Origin of the sequence: Moorena producens 3L, assembly GCF_000211815.1 — a bacterium.
GTDB lineage: Bacteria > Cyanobacteriota > Cyanobacteriia > Cyanobacteriales > Coleofasciculaceae > Moorena > Moorena producens.
Genome location: NZ_GL890840.1, coordinates 387,653 through 405,439, shown reverse-complemented (window position 1 = coordinate 405,439; position 17,787 = coordinate 387,653). Strand labels below are relative to the sequence as shown.

Below are 17,787 nucleotides of genomic sequence, written 5' to 3'. Positions count from 1 at the left end.
GTTGCTCAAAACTTTTCAGAAGCAGCCAAAACACTTGCTATTTATTTATTTATTTATTTATTTATTTATTTATTTATTTATTTATTTATTTATTTATTTATTTATTTATTTTGAATTGCTCATGAGCATCTCACCCCTTGACTTAGTTGCTCTAACTTACAACTCTCTAAGTGGTAACCCCTTACGTTCTTTGCTAACAACCCTGGGCGTTTTTATGGGGGTCGCTTCAGTCAGCGCCACCTTACAAATACGCAGTATCAGCCGAACTGTTATTGAACAACAACTAGCCGAGCGAGAAGCACCTCAGTTGAGCGTCTATTATTGGACCAACGATGGCAGAAAGCTTCAGCTAGAAGATATGGAATTCTTAAAACAGAGAATGGTAGGCTTGTATGCCATCAGTACCTATACTGGGTTTGATAGCGGTCAAGTCATCTTCCAAGATAAGCAGGCGAACCTTTCTATCCATGCAGTTTCCCAAGACTACCTGCTGACTTCGGGTCGAGCAATCCTGCAGGGGCGGTTCTTCAGTGTTGCTGATTTTGCCAACTATCGACCTTTGGCGGTCATAGATCAATTTTTGGCAGAGCAACTTTTTCCTGGGCAAAACCCGATAGGGCAACGCCTTTATGCCGCTGACCAGCCCTATATCGTCATAGGGGTAATCGAAACTAAGCTAAGAACTGCAGAGTATAAACCAAACGGTGAGATGCTGGTGCCCTTGTCCCTCTATAGAGTTTTGAGCGGCGGTCGTGATATCGGAGGACTTCAGCTGCGCCCCAACAATCTCAAAGACATGAAAGACCTAGAACAGCAGGCTCAGCAGCTGTTATCCCAACGCTACCCAGGTGGAATGTTTTGGGCTCAGAATAACATTGATGATATCTTGGAGCAACGGCAAACACTGGTATTTGTTTCCCGGGGACTGCTAGTCCTAGCAATCATTACGCTTTTGGTTGGCGGTGTTGGCATTGCCAATATTACCCTTGCCTCAGTGGTTGAACGCACCCAAGAAATTGGCCTGCGGCGAGCAATCGGCGCAACCCAGACAGAGATTAGGCTGCAGTTTATTCTAGAAGCTGTTTTACTAAGTCTCGTTGGAGGTACAGTTGCGATCGCCACGGTACATTGGGCGACGATTGGGGTTGCCAATAAGTTTGAGTTGCCCTACGAATTTGAATTGGAAACGGCCACCTTGGCATTAAGCTCGGCAGTGGTGGTAGGGGTAGGCAGTGTTTTCTTCCCCGCCGTGCAAGCCAGCAAACTAGATCCAGTGAAAGCACTGCGCTCATCGAAGTAATATCATGTCCAGTTGAATACTTACACGAGGCGCGAAAGCAAGGCAGAGGGCAGAAGGCAGAAGGCAGAAGTAAAGGAGTAAGGTTTCAAGAGAGAAGGTTTTTTATCACTAATTATCCGGACTTGATATAAACAACTCTTCCCCATCGCCAATCCCTAATAAGCAACGGCAACCTGAAGCATCTCCTCTGGCGTAAGATGGGAATGCACCACTTCCCCATCACGGAACCAGACAATGCGCCTGGTGAGACGGGCTACCTCTGGCTCATGGGTTACCATCACTACGGTGATACCACTGGCATTGAGTTCCCCAAACAATTCCATCACTTCCCCAGTAGTGCGAGAGTCGAGAGCTCCAGTCGGTTCGTCGGCGAGCAAGAGAACAGGGTTGTTGGCAATAGCCCGAGCGATCGCTACTCTTTGCTGCTGTCCCCCAGATAATTGAGTGGGTTTATTATACATCCGATTTTCTAAACCCACTCGCTTCAAGGCTTCCTCGGCGCGATCGCGTCTTTCTGCCTTTGGCATCCCTGCATAAACCATTGGCAAAATCACATTGTCCAGCGCTGTCATCTTAGGCAATAAGTGGAACTGCTGGAAGACAAAGCCAATATTGCGATTGCGAATCTGGGCTAACTCTACATCAGTTAGCCCAGAAACATCTAGATTATCGAGATAATAGTGTCCTGAGGTTGGTTGGTCAAGACAACCAATTATATTCATGGTTGTGGATTTTCCCGAGCCAGATGTGCCCATAATTGAGCAATATTCACCCTGCTCTATAATCAGGTTAATGTTAGAAATGGCGTGAACTGCTGTATGGCCACTGCCATAAACTTTAGAAACCTCCTCCAAGCGAATAGCCACAGGTTGGTACTGATTACTTACCATTTGTGCAATTTCGATTGAATCATTGATTAGATTCGTTGGATTTCAACAAGTTAGAATAGCTAATGTAATTTTAGCAACATAGATATGGGATGTGTGAAAAGGATAAAGATTAAAAAATTCCCAATTCGCGCTTATTGCTACTTGGGTGATTAGATGTACAACAGACTTGACGTAATGATACCTCTGTCGGCAATTTTGGGGACGGTTTGTACTTTTGTCGTCCCTCAACCCTCTCAAACCAATCCTCATCCTGAGTTGCCTTTTAATCCTATCCAAACTGCCAATGCCACAAATCTTTTAGTAAACGTCAGTCCTCTCAATCAACAAGTTGGGCAAGCAGGCATTGTTGGTGAAGCTGGGGGAAATAGGGGAGAAGTCGCCGTGTTTCTTCCATCCATAAGCAGCGGAAAACACCGCCAGTCGAATGCTCTTAAAAAACCCGATGGCGGAACGCACAAAAGGGGAGACGCACAAAAGGGGAGAAGTTCGAGTGTTCCTTTCATTAATCCCAGTGGAAAGAGCCGTTTTTGGAGCGTTCCTCAGGAACACAAGACAGAGAGCAGTTCAGTGGTGCAGATGCCAAGTTTTGCTTCTCTAACTACCAATCGAAGTAACAACCAAACTCAACCTATCAAGGCAAATTTCCAGGAAAAAGCAGAACGGACTCAGCCCGATACTGAAACTAGAAAAGAACAAGAGCAGGAAGAATTAGCAACAAAGCCGCAGAAACTAAAATTAACCCTTTCTAATGTTGTCATCTTAGCCTTGCAAAATAATAGAATTATCAAAAACGCTTACCTTCAAAGGATAATTGACCTACAAGAACTGGCAGTAGCTGAAGATGAATTTGCTCCCAATTTTACCCCAGAAATGTTCGTTGAATTCAATCGTAACCAGTTAGGATCCACTCTAAGAACAGACAGTGAATTAAATTTAGCTGTAACCTTGGATCTCAATATCATCACTGGTGGAGACCTGAAGGTGACGTGGAGTCCTAGAGGTAGATTGCAAGACAGTAATAATATTAGCAGCATCGGAGACGACTTATTAAGTCAAAATTTAACTTTCAGTTTTATACAACCTCTCTTAAGGGGATTTGGAGTAGATGTCAACAGAGCTCCTATTCAGATTGCCCGGCAGGAAGAAGCGATCAACATTGTTGAGTTAAAATCGAATCTGATCAACACCATTACAAATGCTATCGAAGCTTACCTGAGGTTACTCCAAGCTCAGGAACAAATCAAAATCGAGCAGCTTTCCCTAGAGAGCGCCAAACGGCAAATGGAAGTTATAGAGGCTTTGATTGATGCTGGCAGGCGAGCACGGGTTGAACTCGTCCAAAGCGAGACAGAAGTGGCTAACCGAGAAGTGAGCTTATTAACAGCTAGGAATAGACTTGCTCAAGCTGGTTTAGATCTGATTGAGATTCTCGAACTTGAGCAAAATTTAGAACTGGTAGCTGCAGATATTCCGGCTCCAGTAGACTCAACCCCTCTGGAGTCAGAGAAGCTACAGCAATTAGCTTTGGTAAACAACCCAGATTATTTGCAATCTGTGAGCCGATTAGAAATCGCTAAATTAAACCTATTGCTGGCCAAAAATGAAAGGCGCTGGAACTTAGATTTCCAGGTAGACTATGACTTAACTACCACCACTCTGGTAGGCGATGATACAATGGACTTGAGGGGCAGACTGACTTTAAAACGTGAATTGGGTAATCTTAGCCTAGAACAGGCTGTTGAACGCAGTAACATTCAACTCCAACAAGCCAATAACAATTTGCAGGAAGCACGTGAAACTCTAGAAATTGAAATTAATAACAGAATTAGAGATGTGAAATTCAATCTAAGACAGATACAACTGGCGCGGCAAGCCAGAGAATTATCTGAACAACAACTACAGAACGAACGGGAAAAACTGAGATTGGGAGTCAGAGGAACTCGACTGATCGATGTTTTGGATTTCGAGAATGACTTGGTACAGGCCAAAAATAGGGAGCTTAATGCCAGGATTGACTATTTAAGAGCTTTGACAAGACTTGAGCAAACTGTCGGAATCACACTGGATAGATGGAATATCAAGATTGAGGCAGCTAAAGCCATCCCAGGTAGAAGGTGAACATTGATAGCCGCCAAAGATGCTCTTATTTATCTTCAGCAATCAAAGCTTCCAGTTCTGCCAACAAAGATTTCAACCTATCCTGTTTGTCAGGATTAGAGCACACCTTAAATTTTTTCACTCGTTTGTAGGTACTTTCCAATTGCTGTTGCAGTTCCCTCTCTGGTGAGGGAGGCTGTAAACCTTTCACCCTCTCTCGAATTTGATTGATTGATAAATTATACTCTATAGCAGCCTCCAGAATCTCCATGCGGTCAGATTCCGATTCTACCTTGCCTATTTCCCTAGCTTTTGTATATTCGATTGACCCAGACCTCAACGCCTCCAAGATATCACTAGGAAGGTTGAGTAATGGCAGCCTGTGGGTTCGGAAAGACTCAGGAGACATCTTGCCAATACTGGCAAACACGTCTGTAAGTATCTGTTGATCTTCTGGGCGGACATCGTTGTCCGCCGCCAGGTGCCGTTTAGTTTTTGATAATTTATTTAACAGTGAGATAACCCATCCCCTATCGGTTAACAACCTCAGCGCCAGTAAATCCAAAATACCTTCTGTCTCCTCCACCGGGTTCAAATCCTCTCGTTGCAGATTCTCCGTCAGCGCATACTGTATTGCCTGAGTATCAGACATCTCCCGGATGGTTACAGGCACTTCGCTCAAGGAGCATTCTTGAGCGGCGCGATATCTTCTTTCTCCAGCCACCAACTCATACTTATCACCCACTGGCCTTACTAATAAAGGCTGGAGGATACCTTCACGGCCTACTGACTCCACCAGAGATTGCATTGCCTTGGGGTCAAAATAGTGCCTGGGTTGAGTAGCTGGCAGGACAATCTGGGATAGTGGTACTAATTTAGCAGCTAAAGCGGAAGCATCTTCTTGCCTTTCCGGAAATACAGTAATGATAGCTTCTTTTTCCGGTTGAACAACGTTTTTTGGCTTAGACTTCGTCGACCTGGTGGACGCTTGTCTGGTAGTTTGTCTAGGACTCATGTTTAAATCCCCATAACTAATAGAGTTGCCAGAATTTTAACCTTATTATTATAAGAGTTGTTGGCAAATTGCTCATAGACAGCACTGAACCTTGGCATTAGCTCATCAAATGCTTTCCGGTTCAACCCTCTAAGTGCCCGCAGCAGTCGGTCTTGTTTCTGTGCTCGCTCACTAGTTATCATTGCCCCTCACCCGCAGGCTCACCTCCTAGTCTCCCCTATTTCCCAACAAGTATATTATCTATTCGGGGGGGGCGAGCACGGCTTGGGTTTTGAAAGGATATATTACTTTTGACTCTTCTGGTCAGATACAGAAACCCCAGCTAGCAGTTGGCTACAAACCATGGCACCTGCGTCGGGTTTTCGGTTTCTGCTACTACTTCGTCCCCCGTTCCGTGATTCCTCTTCAGGTAAACAAACCTAAAACCTACTCGAATTAGGAGTAATAGTTGCCATTTTGCCTAGACTTAGGAGTAATAGTTGGCTAGGATTGATGCAGTTGGTTATAAAAAATACGTCAAAGAAAACTCCTAACAGGAGACTGTATTTATCCAGAAGCGTTCAAGCTTTAAAACCTTCAACAAAAATCTAGCTCAAATTGTGAGATATTTGAATAAATTATGACTAGTTAATTATTAGCCAAAATGAGTGCTCCATTTCCAAAAATGGATGACATCTTGATTAGATCAACTTCGCTATTTACCAGGAGGTATGAGTCAATAAATAAGTGATATTCATTGGTTTAAAAAGATTATATATTTTTAGCAATTGCTTCTTGACAGCACTCCTAGACTGATTTATAGTAAGTTTTATTAAGCGATTCAACACTTCTGGTCAAAACCTTCCTAAAACTCATTGGTTATATGCCGCCAAGGTTGGTCAAGTTGATAGTTTTTTTTATTGAAGATTATCACACCTGGTTAATTAACGCCCTTAGGACATGGGAATGGTCAGATGTGTGGTAAAATAAGTTTGGTTTTCCTAGTCGCTATGTAGCCAGATTCAACTTTTTGAAAGGGTTCCCAACGGTGTATATTGTCAAAGCTATTGTCACGCTTTGGCCCAAAAATAGGAACCTATACAGGTCGAGTTGCTACTCGCCCAACCAGCTCATTCAATATTTTAAAAAAACACGGACTGGTTCAAGGAATCAGTCATAAATATTGCAGCGTATTGATGCAGTCCCTCATGGGGGAAACCCCCTTTGGCCGACTGCATCAATACGCTGCATCAATACACTGTACACAGGAAAGATAGATACTCCTATAGTTTATAGGTCAAGGGAAGCTCTACCCTTGTGCTCTTTATGTAAGAGGATCAACTCCTCACCAATACCTCACAGATGCAGTCACTTAGGAGCGACTGCATCAAGACAATGACAGGAGTATTCGTTTTTTCCCTTACCAACCCCAAATTGTTATGAAGAGTTGCAAGACTAAAATTTGCCCTGCAGTCAAAGGCAAGTTTATTGTCGTTGGGAGCAAAAAACTTTATATTAAGGGAGTCACGTATGGAACATTTCGCCCCAATAGGCAGGGGGAACTGTATCCCAAACCCGATGTAGTTGCCCGGGATTTTGCCATGATGGCGTCACAGGGAATTAACTCAGTTCGCACCTACACTGTTCCCCCTGGCTGGTTGCTTGATTTGGCTGCCAAGCACAACCTTTATGTGATGGTAGGACTACCTTGGGAACAGCATATTGCCTTCCTCGATCAGAAGAAGCGCATCCAAGACATAGAAAAGCGAGTACGGGCGGGGGTGCGTGCCTGTGTTGGACACCAGGCAATTCTCTGCTATGCTATCGGTAATGAGATACCAGCCCCCATTGTGCGCTGGTATGGTCGTCAACGGGTGGAGAATTTCCTCAAAAGACTTTATCTAACTGTCAAAGCCGAAGATTCAGAAGCCCTGGTGACTTATGTCAACTATCCTAGCACCGAGTATTTACAACTTCCTTTTGTGGATTTTGTCTGTTTTAATGTCTATCTAGAGTCCCGGGACCGACTGGAAGCTTACCTTGCCCGCCTCCATAATATAGCAGGGGATCGACCGTTGGTGATGGCTGAGATTGGGCTAGATAGCCTCAGAAACGGGGAGGAAACACAGGCGAAAACCCTGGACTGGCAAATCCAAACTATCTTGGCAGCTGGCTGTGCTGGCTGTTTTGTCTTTGCCTGGACTGACGAATGGTATCGGGGAGGTTTTGACATCGAAGACTGGGATTTCGGTCTCACTGATCGCCAAAGGCGTCCTAAACCGGCGCTCTCAGCCGTTCACCAAGCCTTTGCCGCAGGACCATTTCCGGCATACCTCCCCTGCCCACGGATCTCGGTAGCTGTCTGCTCCTACAACGGAGCAAGTACCATACGAGATACCTTGGAAGCGTTGCAATATCTCGATTATCCTAACTATGAAGTTATTGTAGTGGATGACGGTTCTACTGATGGCGTTGCTGCAATTGCTAAGGAATACAAGGTGCGGGTAATCATCCACAAGCAAAATAGGGGGTTAAGCAGTGCCCGGAATACCGCCTTAGAAGCCGCTACGGGTGCCATCATCGCCTACATCGACGACGATGCCTATCCCGATCCCCACTGGCTCACCTATCTAGCTGCTACTTTCCTGAAAGGAGACTGGGCAGGAGTTGGTGGACCCAATATCCCCCCTCCCGGTGATGGCTTGATAGCGGATTGTGTTAGCAACGCACCGGGAGGACCAATCCATGTCCTGCTTTCCGATCAGGAGGCAGAACACATTCCTGGTTGCAACATGGCTTACTGGAAAACCCACCTCCAAGAGATTGGTGGATTTGATCCCCGGTTTCGGGCTGCGGGGGATGACGTGGATATCTGCTGGCGGCTACAGGAGCGTGGCTGGAAAATAGGTTTCAGCCCCAGCGCCGTTGTCTGGCATCATCGCCGCAACTCGGTGAAGATGTACTGGAAACAGCAACAAGGATATGGTAAGGCTGAAGCCCTACTGGAACAGAAATGGCCACAAAAGTATAATGCCGCCGGTCATCTCAATTGGTCTGGGCGGCTTTACGGTAAGGGGCTAGTGCAGATACTGGGCTGGCGCTTAAGTCGGATATATCACGGGACTTGGGGTAGTGCCCTGTTCCAATCTGTCTATCAGCCTGCACCAGGGCTGTTTCCCGCACTGCCAACCATGCCGGAATGGTACCTAGTCATCCTCGCTCTTGCAGGGCTGTCCAGCCTGGGACTGCTCTGGAAACCAATGGTCTGGACAGTCCCCTTCCTGCTTGCTGCTATTGCTGCACCTGTTACTCAAGCCATCCTGAGTGCTTCTAAAGCTTCTTTTACAACCCCTGTTGCATCTCGCCTCCCCCGCTTCCAGCTTTATAGCTTGACAGTACTCCTGTATCTGCTACAGCCCCTGGCACGACTCAAAGGTCGCCTTGACAACGGGCTCACCCCCTGGCGAAGGCGTGGTGTCTCCTTTTTGCAATTTCCCAGACCTCGGAAAGATCAGATCTGGAGCGAGTCTTGGCAGTCCCAGGAACAGTGGTTGGAAAGGTTAGAATTTGGACTCCGGGAACAGGGAGCAGTGATTTACCGTGGCAGTGATTTCGACCGCTGGGATCTGGAGGTGCGGGGTGGGTTGTTCGGCGCTGTCCGGATACTAATGACCATTGAAGAGCACGGTGGGGGTAAGCAACTGCTGCGATTCCGCTCCTGGCCGAGGGTTGCTGTCCCTGCCTTAATCATTAAGTTCCTTTTGCTACTGCTCTGTGCTGTAGCAGCCTTTGACCAGGCAGGTATGGCTTCTGCTATTCTTGGAACAGTAGCTGTACTGCTCTTGCTGGCAAATTTCCAGGATTGTGCTACTGCCAAAGCTTCCTACCTTTACGTACTCAGACAGTTAGAAGGCATTAATCTCGAATCTGCCACCAACAATCCTACGAACTCACAGCAAAATAAGCAAGCTGCGATCATAGGAGTGGAACTGTAGATGAGTCCAGAAATTGCAGCAACGAAGCACCGATACCGGCGTATGCTCCTATACCCACTGCGCCAGTGGCGTACCTTCGTAGTGATTCTCGCTTTGACTGCAGCCACCTCCTTTGTTACCACTCTCCAACCCTGGCCGATGAAAATCCTGGTGGATTACGCACTTGGTGACACGGCTGTGCCAGCGGTAGTTGGGTCGCTTTTGGGGAACTGGAACCTGACCGTGACGCCCTTTGTGCTGGTTGTTACAGCTGCTCTTGCTAGCCTCGGACTCTATGCCCTGAATGCTATCCTTGAAGTGGGTCTAATCTGGTTCTGGAGCGCTGCTGGTCAACGCATGGTCTATGACCTGGCACAGAAGCTGTTTCATCGACTCCAACGCCTCTCGCTGCTGTTCCACAGTCAGCGCAGTGTCGGTGATTCCCTGAGTCGCTTGACAGTAGACACCTATTGTGTATATACCTTGACTAATGCCCTGCTGGTCTCACCTGCCCAGCAAGTGCTGACTTTGTTGAGCATTGGCATCGTTGCCTGGAACCTAGAGCCAACACTAACCCTGCTATCCCTAGCAGTAGCGCCACTGATGGGGGGTTCCACCCTGTTTTTCGGTGCCCGGCTCAAACGCCGGACGAAGCTGAACCGGGAAGCCCAGTCCCGTCTGCTGAGTTTCGTCCACCAGACCTTCACCGCGATCCCGGTAGTACAGGCATTTGGCACGGAAAACCGCAATAGAAAGCAGTTCCAGTACCTGGCAACGGACGCAGTTGCTCAGTCCCAACGGGGCACCCTGCTCAAGAGTACCTACGGATTTGCCAACGGCTCAATTACTACAGTTGGTACTGCGATTGTTTTCTATGCCGGGGGGCAGCAGGTATTATTGGGGACAATTACGGTCGGTAGTTTCCTGGTCTTCCTCGCCTATTTGCAATCTCTGCAAAAAGCATTTAGGAGTCTGCTAACTACCTATGGAAGTCTGAAATCCGTGGAAGCAAGTATTGATCGGGTGCTGGAAGTCTTGGATGCTAAGGAAGAGGTACAGGATGCCCCTGGAGCCCAGCCCCTACCCCCTGGGGGATCCAAAGGATGGGTGCGCCTAGAAAAGGTCAGCTTCGGGTACCAATTAGGGGATCCGGTTCTCAAAGATATTACTCTGGAAGCCCAGCCAGGAGAAACAATCGCCCTAGTGGGGTTGACGGGTGCTGGCAAGAGTACCCTGGTTTCTCTGATCCCCCGCTTTTTCGACCCCTGGCAGGGACGAGTACTCCTGGACGGGGTGGATGTGCGCCAGTTGCAACTGACCAGTTTGCGATCGCAAATAGGGTTGGTCTTGCAGGAACCTTTCCTCCTGCCGCTGACGGTGGCAGATAACATTGCCTACGGGCGTCCCGGAGCTAGCTATGAAGAAATTGTAACAGTGGCCAAAGCTGCCAACGCCGATGAGTTTATTAAACGGCTGCCCCAGGGTTACGACACGGTTATTGGCGAGCGAGGGGCGACCCTTTCGGGAGGACAAAGGCAGCGGATTGCGATCGCCCGGGCACTGCTCAAGGATGCTCCGGTACTGATTCTCGACGAACCCACTTCTGCCTTGGACGGGCAAACCGAAGCCCTGCTGCTATCAGCTATAGAGCGATTGATGGCAGGGCGGACCACTTTCATTATTGCCCACCGGCTCTCCACTATTCGGCAAGCAAACCGGATCGCTGTGCTGGACGGGGGTCAGGTGGTGGAGATGGGGACGCACCAGAAGTTGCTGGCCGTGGGTGGTCTTTACCAGCGCTTGCACACTTTGCAGTTTTCTGACTCCCCGTCGGAGGTGGTGTTATGAAGCGATGGTGGCTACGACTGATACCCTACGCCCTGCCCCATAGGCGCGGACTCTTATCAATGATGCTGCTGATGCTTGTGGGGGTAGGACTTAATGTACTCAAGCCCTGGCCCCTAAAGTTGATCGTCGATTATGTTTTGACCGACCAGCCGCTCCCGCACTCCTTTACCTGGCTTAAAGCCATACCTGGTGAAGAATCACCTTCTTGGTTACTAGGTTGGTTAGCTGGCAGCACGATCTTGCTATTTCTAGCCAGTGAGGCAGTTCGCATTATTCAGAATTACGTTGGAAATGGCATCGGCAGTCGAATGGCGTACAGCTTGGGGGCAGTACTGTTCGATCACCTACAGCGTCTTTCTCTGGGTTTCCACGGTCAACAACCCACTGGCGATCTGATCAGGCGAGTGATGACTGATAGCCGCTGCATACAGGTACTGGTGATGAATGTCTTCCTCCCCATACTCACTTCCCTGGTCAGTTTGGTCGCGATGTTAGCCGTGATGTGGCAACTTGATCCCACCCTGTCACTGCTGGCACTGCTTGTTGCTCCACTGTTAGTGGTGTTAATCCGGTTTTTTAACCAGCCTATGACTGAACGTAACTACCAGCATCAACAGCTCGAAGGCGAGATCATGGCGCTGAGTGAGCAGGCGCTGACAGCAGTACCAATTGTTCAAGCATTTAGCCGTGAAGCCCACGAAGATAACCGGTTCCGCAACCTATCTCGGCAAGTAGTCCAAGCTCATTTGCGCGCTGTCCTCTCCCAGCTACAATTCAAAGTTAGCGTTAGCGGGGTAACAGCGATGGGCACAGCGGTAATGATTCTGATTGGGGGCTTTCAGGTTTTGGAGGGATCGCTGTCTTTAGGCAGCCTCCTCGTCTTCCTATCTTATCTCGCCTCCTTGTATGCGCCTATGGAAACCCTAGCCTACATTTCATCTGGTTTCGCATCAGGGGCTGCGGGTGCTCGCCGAGTCTTAGAAATGTTAGATGTCCAAGATCAGGTACAGGAGGAGACCGGAGCCAAGCCGTTGCCGCCGTGTCCCCCTGGAGTAAGGGGACACATTCGCCTAGAGCGAGTCACCTTTGGCTACAAACCCGGTCACCCCATCCTCCAGGACATTACTCTGGAGGTGCAACCAGGAGAGACAATCGCTTTGGTAGGAATGACGGGAGCTGGGAAGAGCACCTTAGTTTCCCTGATCCCCCGCTTTTTCGACCCCTGGCAGGGTCGAGTCCTCTTTGACGGGGTGGACGTGCGCCAGGTGCAACTGAGCAGTTTGCGATCGCAAGTGGCTATAGTGTTGCAAGAGCCATTTTTGCTGCCACTGACGGTAGCAGATAACATTGCCTACGGGCGTCCTGGAGCTAGCTATGAAGAAATTGTGGCAGTGGCAAAAGCTGCCAACGCCGATGAGTTTATTCAACGGCTGCCCCAGGGCTACGATACCGTTATTGGCGAGCGAGGAGGCACCCTTTCGGGAGGACAAAGGCAGCGGATTGCGATCGCCAGAGCGCTGCTCAAGGATGCGCCGGTGCTGATTCTCGATGAACCCACTTCTGCCCTGGATGCCCAGACGGAGGCGCTGCTGATGGAAGCCTTAGAGCGGTTGATGGCAGGCAGGACAACCTTCATCATCGCCCACCGGCTGTCCACGATTCGGCAGGCAGATCGGATTGTAGTGTTGGAGCAGGGAAAGGTGGTGGAGGCGGGGACGCACCAGGAATTGCTGGAGGACGCTGGATTCTACCATCGTTTTTATGAGAGCTGTGGTTTAAGCCGATCTCCCCCTCCATATAGGTCTGCGACTTCCAGATAAGAGCAAATCGCCTGATAATCTTCGATCTGCGGTGTTAAAGCGGTTGAGATGGAAACTGAAAATACCTTAAGGACTCGTTCAAGTGAGCAGAAGGAGCTCGCATAAAGATGAAATCATCTCTTAGAGTCATTGTCACGGGGTTAATTGCCCAATACCCTCTGGGCGGAGTTGCTTGGGACTACTTTCAATATGTACTTGGATTGGCGCAGCTTGGCCACGATGTTTACTATATTGAGGATACTGGTCAATGGCCTTACAATCCGACTGAGGGTGGAGTCTCCGCTGGTTGCGACTACAACGTGCAGTATCTTGCTAACTTGATGGCCCGTTTTGGGCTGGGGGATAAATGGGCATATTGCTTCCCCTGGGAATCTCAATGGTTTGGTCTTTCCGAACAGAAACGGAACGAGGTGATTAAATCTGCGGACTTGCTGATCAATGTCTCGGGTACCCTCATGTATCCTTGGAACTATCGGCAAGTGAAGCATCTAGTTTATATCGATTCAGATCCCGCATTCACCCAGGTTAAATTAGCGCGAGGACAAGCTGACTTTCAAAAAATGGTCGATGCCCATGATATCCATTTCAGCTTTGGGGAGACACTTGCCGATGCCATACCAAAAACTGGTCACCATTGGCGTCCCACCCGACAGCCAATTGTTCTGTCGGAGTGGCATCCTTCAGCTAAGGAGCGCAATACTTTTACAACTGTGATGAATTGGACTAGTTACAAGCCAATTACCTACAATGGCTTAACTTATGGTCAAAAAGATATTGAATTTAAGAGATTTATGAAACTACCGAAGCTAGTTCCTGATGTAGAGCTTGAACTCGCCGTTAATGCTGGGAAAACTCGCCGTACCCCTCGTGAGATACTTGCTCATAATGGTTGGCAGGTAGTTGATCCCGAAAAAGTTTGTCCCGATCTGGATAGCTATCGGAACTACATCGAGTCATCGAAAGCTGAATGGAGCGTAGCCAAGAATGCTTACGTAGCAGGAAAAACCGGTTGGTTCAGTTGTCGAAGTGCCTGTTATTTAGCAGCGGGTAAACCTGTGGTAGTTCAAGATACTGGATTCTCTTCTGTGCTTCCAGTGGGTGAAGGTATCTTACCTTTTACAACGATAGAGGAGGCGGTTACTGCTATCGAGGAAGTCGAAGAAAAGTACGAGCGGCACTCAAAAGTGGCACGGGCAATTGCTGAAACTTATTTCGATTCAAATAAAGTGCTATCCCAACTCATTGAGGGGGTATACAATAGGCATGGTTAGTCCTTTACTGAGAACTGCTAATGTATTTAGACCTCAGCTACTCACAGATGGCCGCTTGCGTATTATTGTACTTGGCTACATCGTGCGTGGACCAGTAGGAGGTTTGACCTGGCATCATTTGCAATATGTAATAGGTTTGGCTCGGCTTGGACACGAGGTGTATTTTGTTGAAGATAGTGATGATTACCCTTCGTGCTACGACCCTGTAAGAGGTGTAACCGATACCAATCCAACCTACGGACTGCAATTTACAAAGCGCACGTTCGAGAAAGTAGGGCTCAATGATTGCTGGGCTTACTTCGACGCACATAAATTGCGATGGTTAGGGCCTCGTGCTGATGATATGATTCGTATCTGTACGGACGCGGATCTCTTACTAAATCTCTCCGGGATGAATCCCCTGCGCCCTTGGCTCGTAGAAATTCCTGAACGCATCTTGGTTGACACCGATCCAGTTTTTACCCAAATTCGGCATTTGACCAATCCTGATGCACGAAATCGGGCTTTACAACATACAGCCTTCCTCTCATTTGGCGAAAACATTGGCAGCCACCGATCCACTATTCCCGATGATGGACTACCCTGGAAAGCAACCCGCCAACCAATTGTCTTGGATGCCTGGCCAATAACACCAGCGCCATTACAGGGAATGTTTACCACGGTCATGCAATGGAAGAGTTATCCGGCGCGTCAGTATCAAGGAAGTCGCTATGGTATGAAGTCGGACTCATTTGAGCCTTACTTGAATCTCCCTGAAAAAGTTGGTTCTATCTTAGAACTGGCAGTTGGAAAAGCTCCCCAAGATCTCCTCTGCAGCAAGGGCTGGGTGTTACGTGACTCCCTTGAGCCGACACGGGATCCCTGGACCTATCAGCGCTACATTCAGCAGTCAAAAGCGGAGTTCAGCGTGGCTAAGCAAGGTTATGTGGCAAGTAACAGTGGCTGGTTCAGTGAGCGAAGTGCCTGCTACCTGGCGAGTGGCCGACCGGTGCTGACTCAGGAAACTGGTTTTTCCGAATGGTTGGAAACTGGGTCTGGTATTATCCCCTTTAGTACACCTGAGGAAGTTATAGCTGGCATCGAGGAGATTAACAACCATTACGAGTTCCACTGTCGCGCTGCAAGATCGATTGCTGAAGAGTTTTTCGAGGCCAGAAAAATTCTCTCATCTTTGGTGGAATGGGCAATCAAAACGACTTAAGTATTAATGGAGCGAGCATAGAGTGATTATTATTTTCTCTGGTAGTATAGGTCGTTTCCCTGTTGGCGGGCATGCTTGGATTAATATCCAGTATTTGTTGGGTTTGCGTGCACTCGGTCATGATGTCTTCTACTTAGAGGATTGCGGGCAGCAATCGTGGGTGTATGACTGGGAAAATGAGGAATCAACAAATGATTTAGAGTACCCTACTACATACATCCGTGATTGTCTTGAACCATTTGATTTTCAAGGAAAGTGGATTTACCGTGCTGGAAATCAATCTCAGGGAATGGCACTTGATGATTTCCTGGATATTTGTTCGCAGGCAGAGCTGTTAATTGTTCGTGCCGTACCGCTATCTCTATGGAGAGATGAATATAATTGGCCAAAACGTCGCATATTCATTGATGCAGACCCTGGCTTTACTCAAATGAGGCTGGTTAGCGGCGATGTGAAGCTAAGCAATATGGTTTCTCATTGTGAGCAGCTTTTCTCAATTGCTCAGCGTCTGGAGGCAACAGACTGCTCAATTCCAACAGCAGATCATAAATGGATTAAGACATTATCTCCGATATTTTTGCCGGAATGGCCTCTATTTGAACATAGTTCTAATGATTACTTTACTACTATATTCCAGTGGAAAAGTTATGGGAAGTCTCATAGCTATAACAAAGTTATCTATCAAGGAGTTCATTACGGACAGAAAGATAAAGAGTTCACTGAGTTCCTTGATTTGCCACAGTATACATCTCAGTTATTCCGGATAGCCTTGACAGGAGGAACTCCCAAGCAAATGTCTAAAAATGGATGGGAGGTTGTCCCAGGCTGGTTGGCAACCCAAACTCCATGGTCGTACCGCAAGTTTATACAAGAATCTCGCGCTGAATTTAGTGTCGCTAAACAAGGCTATGTTCTGAGTCGTGGGGGCTGGTTTAGCGATCGCAGCGCCTGCTATCTTGCCTCTGGTCGGCCGATTTTAGTGCAAGACACAGGCATTAGTGATTACTTGCCGACGGGTAAGGGGATTCTCACTTTCCGTAACCTCTCCGAAGCACTGGAGGGAATCGAGTCCATCAATGCTGATTATGAACAGCACTGTCTTGCTGCGCGTCAAATCGCAGCACAATATTTTTCCACAGATCGGGTTCTACCCCCCCTGCTTGAAGTAGCTATGAGTTGAACAGAAAAATTTTATCAAGGAGATGACAACATGCCAACAGTCACTATAGGCTTTAGCCCTCGCGAACGATTCTCTCTAGCAGCTGAGTCGTTGCAGCGAATCTTTGACCATACCCATATCCCCTTCAATTTAATTGTAGTGGATTGCAATACTCCCAAAGTTTACTGGCAACAGATTGAACAGATACTGCAGGGGCGTGAAAACGTCAAAGTTATTCACCGAGATCACTATTTGCTTCCAAACCAGTCTAGGAATCTGGTCGTTCAGGAAGCCCAAGATGAATTTCTTTGTCTAATTGAAAACGACAATTTAGTATCGGACGGTTGGCTTACTCAACTCATCACTGCTTGCGAGGAATATCCGGCGGATGTTGCCGTCCCATTACTCATGGAAGGGCGATCGAGGAAGGCTCCGGTTCACTTTGACGATCGTTTAAATCAAGTTCACTCTGTGCAAACTTCTGAAGGTATAAAATTGAAAATTTTGCCCCGTACAGATGACAAAGAAACGGATCGAGGGCAGGAGCTTAGGAAAGTCCAGTTTATGGAGCAACACTGCCTTCTGTTTCGTCGAAACGTCTTCGATCGCATAGGGCTGTATGACGAGGAACTGAACACACGGGATGAAATCGATCTGAGTTTGGCCTTATATAGTGCTGGAGTTCCAGTTGTCTTTGAGCCTAAGTGTGAGATAAATTACCTCCCGCCCTATCCTCCTTCTCCTGAAGATGAGGAATATTTTTTGATGAAATGGGATATGGATCGGGCTCATAAAAGTCATGAGCGCATTCAGAAAAAGTGGAATTTGCTTCGCATGCCTGGATCTATCGAATTCGTTAAAGATCGACGCCGAATTGCTCAGTTATCTAAAGTTAAAGAAGAACTCAAAACGCTTGTCGGTCCTGATGTTCCTTTTATCCTAGTTGACCAGGCCCGGTGGCTAGGTACTGAAATCGTTGATGGGCTCCAACCTATTCCCTTTCTTGAAAAAGATGGACAGTATTGGGGGGAGCCAGCAGACGATGAAACTGCAATTCGGGAATTGGAGCGCTTACGCCAGTTGGGAGCAACCCATATTGCCTTTGCCTGGCACACATTTTGGTGGTTGGAGTACTATTCAGAGTTTCATAACTATCTCCGTGCAAAATTTCCCTGCGTGCTAAGCAACGATCGCCTTATTGTTTTCAAGTTGGAAGAGCATCTTTAGCAAGGA

Annotated in this window: 12 protein-coding genes; 9 read left to right on the top strand and 3 right to left on the bottom strand. The window is 47.7% G+C overall.

The window, feature by feature from the left end:
• The first annotated feature begins 121 nt into the window (after window positions 1-121).
• Entirely contained in the window at window positions 122-1,300 is a 1,179-nt protein-coding gene (locus LYNGBM3L_RS08135; RefSeq protein WP_044492476.1) for an ABC transporter permease, read from the top strand.
• Between the two features lie 155 nt (window positions 1,301-1,455).
• Here the strand turns inward: LYNGBM3L_RS08135 and LYNGBM3L_RS08130 are convergent, their stop codons facing one another.
• Window positions 1,456-2,190: an ABC transporter ATP-binding protein gene (locus LYNGBM3L_RS08130; RefSeq protein WP_008181244.1), complete on the bottom strand. Its 735-nt coding sequence runs from the start codon at window positions 2,188-2,190 to the stop codon at window positions 1,456-1,458.
• 153 nt (window positions 2,191-2,343) lie between these two features.
• Here LYNGBM3L_RS08130 and LYNGBM3L_RS08125 point away from each other — a divergent pair, with 153 nt between their 5' ends.
• Window positions 2,344-4,308 carry a TolC family protein gene (locus tag LYNGBM3L_RS08125; RefSeq protein ID WP_202799167.1) on the top strand — a complete coding sequence of 655 codons (1,965 nt, stop codon included), beginning with the start codon at window positions 2,344-2,346 and terminating at the stop codon, window positions 4,306-4,308.
• Window positions 4,309-4,333: 25 nt separating this feature from the next.
• Here LYNGBM3L_RS08125 and LYNGBM3L_RS08120 read toward each other — a convergent pair whose 3' ends face one another.
• Together LYNGBM3L_RS08120 and LYNGBM3L_RS45535 are read right to left on the bottom strand one after the other, a co-directional pair.
• Entirely contained in the window at window positions 4,334-5,302 is a 969-nt protein-coding gene (locus LYNGBM3L_RS08120; RefSeq protein ID WP_008181242.1) for a ParB/RepB/Spo0J family partition protein, read from the bottom strand.
• Window positions 5,303-5,304: 2 nt separating this feature from the next.
• Entirely contained in the window at window positions 5,305-5,484 is a 180-nt protein-coding gene (locus LYNGBM3L_RS45535; protein ID WP_008181241.1) for a hypothetical protein, read from the bottom strand.
• 1,236 nt (window positions 5,485-6,720) lie between these two features.
• Between LYNGBM3L_RS45535 and LYNGBM3L_RS08110 the strand changes: the two genes are divergently transcribed.
• The 7 genes from LYNGBM3L_RS08110 (at window position 6,721) to LYNGBM3L_RS08080 (ending at window position 17,781) form a co-directional block, all read left to right on the top strand.
• On the top strand, window positions 6,721-9,276 hold the full coding sequence (locus tag LYNGBM3L_RS08110; protein ID WP_008181239.1) for a glycosyltransferase: 2,556 nt from the start codon (window positions 6,721-6,723) through the stop codon (window positions 9,274-9,276).
• Entirely contained in the window at window positions 9,277-11,103 is a 1,827-nt protein-coding gene (locus LYNGBM3L_RS08105) for an ABC transporter ATP-binding protein (RefSeq protein WP_008181237.1), read from the top strand.
• The gene (locus LYNGBM3L_RS08100) at window positions 11,100-12,923 is read left to right on the top strand and encodes an ABC transporter ATP-binding protein (protein ID WP_008181235.1); all 1,824 of its coding nucleotides are present in this window, start codon (window positions 11,100-11,102) and stop codon (window positions 12,921-12,923) included. The genes LYNGBM3L_RS08105 and LYNGBM3L_RS08100 overlap by 4 nt, the downstream gene beginning before the upstream one ends.
• A gap of 107 nt (window positions 12,924-13,030) precedes the next feature.
• Window positions 13,031-14,194 (top strand): glycosyltransferase, encoded by a 1,164-nt coding sequence (locus LYNGBM3L_RS08095; protein ID WP_008181233.1) that lies wholly within the window; start codon window positions 13,031-13,033, stop codon window positions 14,192-14,194.
• A gap of 391 nt (window positions 14,195-14,585) precedes the next feature.
• Window positions 14,586-15,395, top strand: coding sequence for a glycosyltransferase (locus LYNGBM3L_RS08090; RefSeq protein ID WP_131826962.1), 810 nt, complete (start codon window positions 14,586-14,588; stop codon window positions 15,393-15,395).
• Between the two features lie 22 nt (window positions 15,396-15,417).
• Window positions 15,418-16,575, top strand: coding sequence for a glycosyltransferase family 1 protein (locus LYNGBM3L_RS08085; protein WP_008181229.1), 1,158 nt, complete (start codon window positions 15,418-15,420; stop codon window positions 16,573-16,575).
• Between the two features lie 30 nt (window positions 16,576-16,605).
• Window positions 16,606-17,781, top strand: coding sequence for a glycosyltransferase family 2 protein (locus LYNGBM3L_RS08080; protein WP_008181227.1), 1,176 nt, complete (start codon window positions 16,606-16,608; stop codon window positions 17,779-17,781).
• Window positions 17,782-17,787 lie beyond the last annotated feature (6 nt).

What these genes read in the sequence shown, in the direction of transcription:
- LYNGBM3L_RS08135 (WP_044492476.1), top strand. Translation starts at nt 122, where the DNA reads ATGAGCATCTCACCCCTTGACTTAGTTGCTCTAACTTACAACTCTCTA.
- LYNGBM3L_RS08130 (WP_008181244.1), bottom strand. Translation starts at nt 2,190, where the DNA reads ATGGTAAGTAATCAGTACCAACCTGTGGCTATTCGCTTGGAGGAGGTT.
- LYNGBM3L_RS08125 (WP_202799167.1), top strand. Translation starts at nt 2,344, where the DNA reads ATGTACAACAGACTTGACGTAATGATACCTCTGTCGGCAATTTTGGGG.
- LYNGBM3L_RS08120 (WP_008181242.1), bottom strand. Translation starts at nt 5,302, where the DNA reads ATGAGTCCTAGACAAACTACCAGACAAGCGTCCACCAGGTCGACGAAG.
- LYNGBM3L_RS45535 (WP_008181241.1), bottom strand. Translation starts at nt 5,484, where the DNA reads ATGATAACTAGTGAGCGAGCACAGAAACAAGACCGACTGCTGCGGGCA.
- LYNGBM3L_RS08110 (WP_008181239.1), top strand. Translation starts at nt 6,721, where the DNA reads ATGAAGAGTTGCAAGACTAAAATTTGCCCTGCAGTCAAAGGCAAGTTT.
- LYNGBM3L_RS08105 (WP_008181237.1), top strand. Translation starts at nt 9,277, where the DNA reads ATGAGTCCAGAAATTGCAGCAACGAAGCACCGATACCGGCGTATGCTC.
- LYNGBM3L_RS08100 (WP_008181235.1), top strand. Translation starts at nt 11,100, where the DNA reads ATGAAGCGATGGTGGCTACGACTGATACCCTACGCCCTGCCCCATAGG.
- LYNGBM3L_RS08095 (WP_008181233.1), top strand. Translation starts at nt 13,031, where the DNA reads ATGAAATCATCTCTTAGAGTCATTGTCACGGGGTTAATTGCCCAATAC.
- LYNGBM3L_RS08090 (WP_131826962.1), top strand. Translation starts at nt 14,586, where the DNA reads ATGAATCCCCTGCGCCCTTGGCTCGTAGAAATTCCTGAACGCATCTTG.
- LYNGBM3L_RS08080 (WP_008181227.1), top strand. Translation starts at nt 16,606, where the DNA reads ATGCCAACAGTCACTATAGGCTTTAGCCCTCGCGAACGATTCTCTCTA.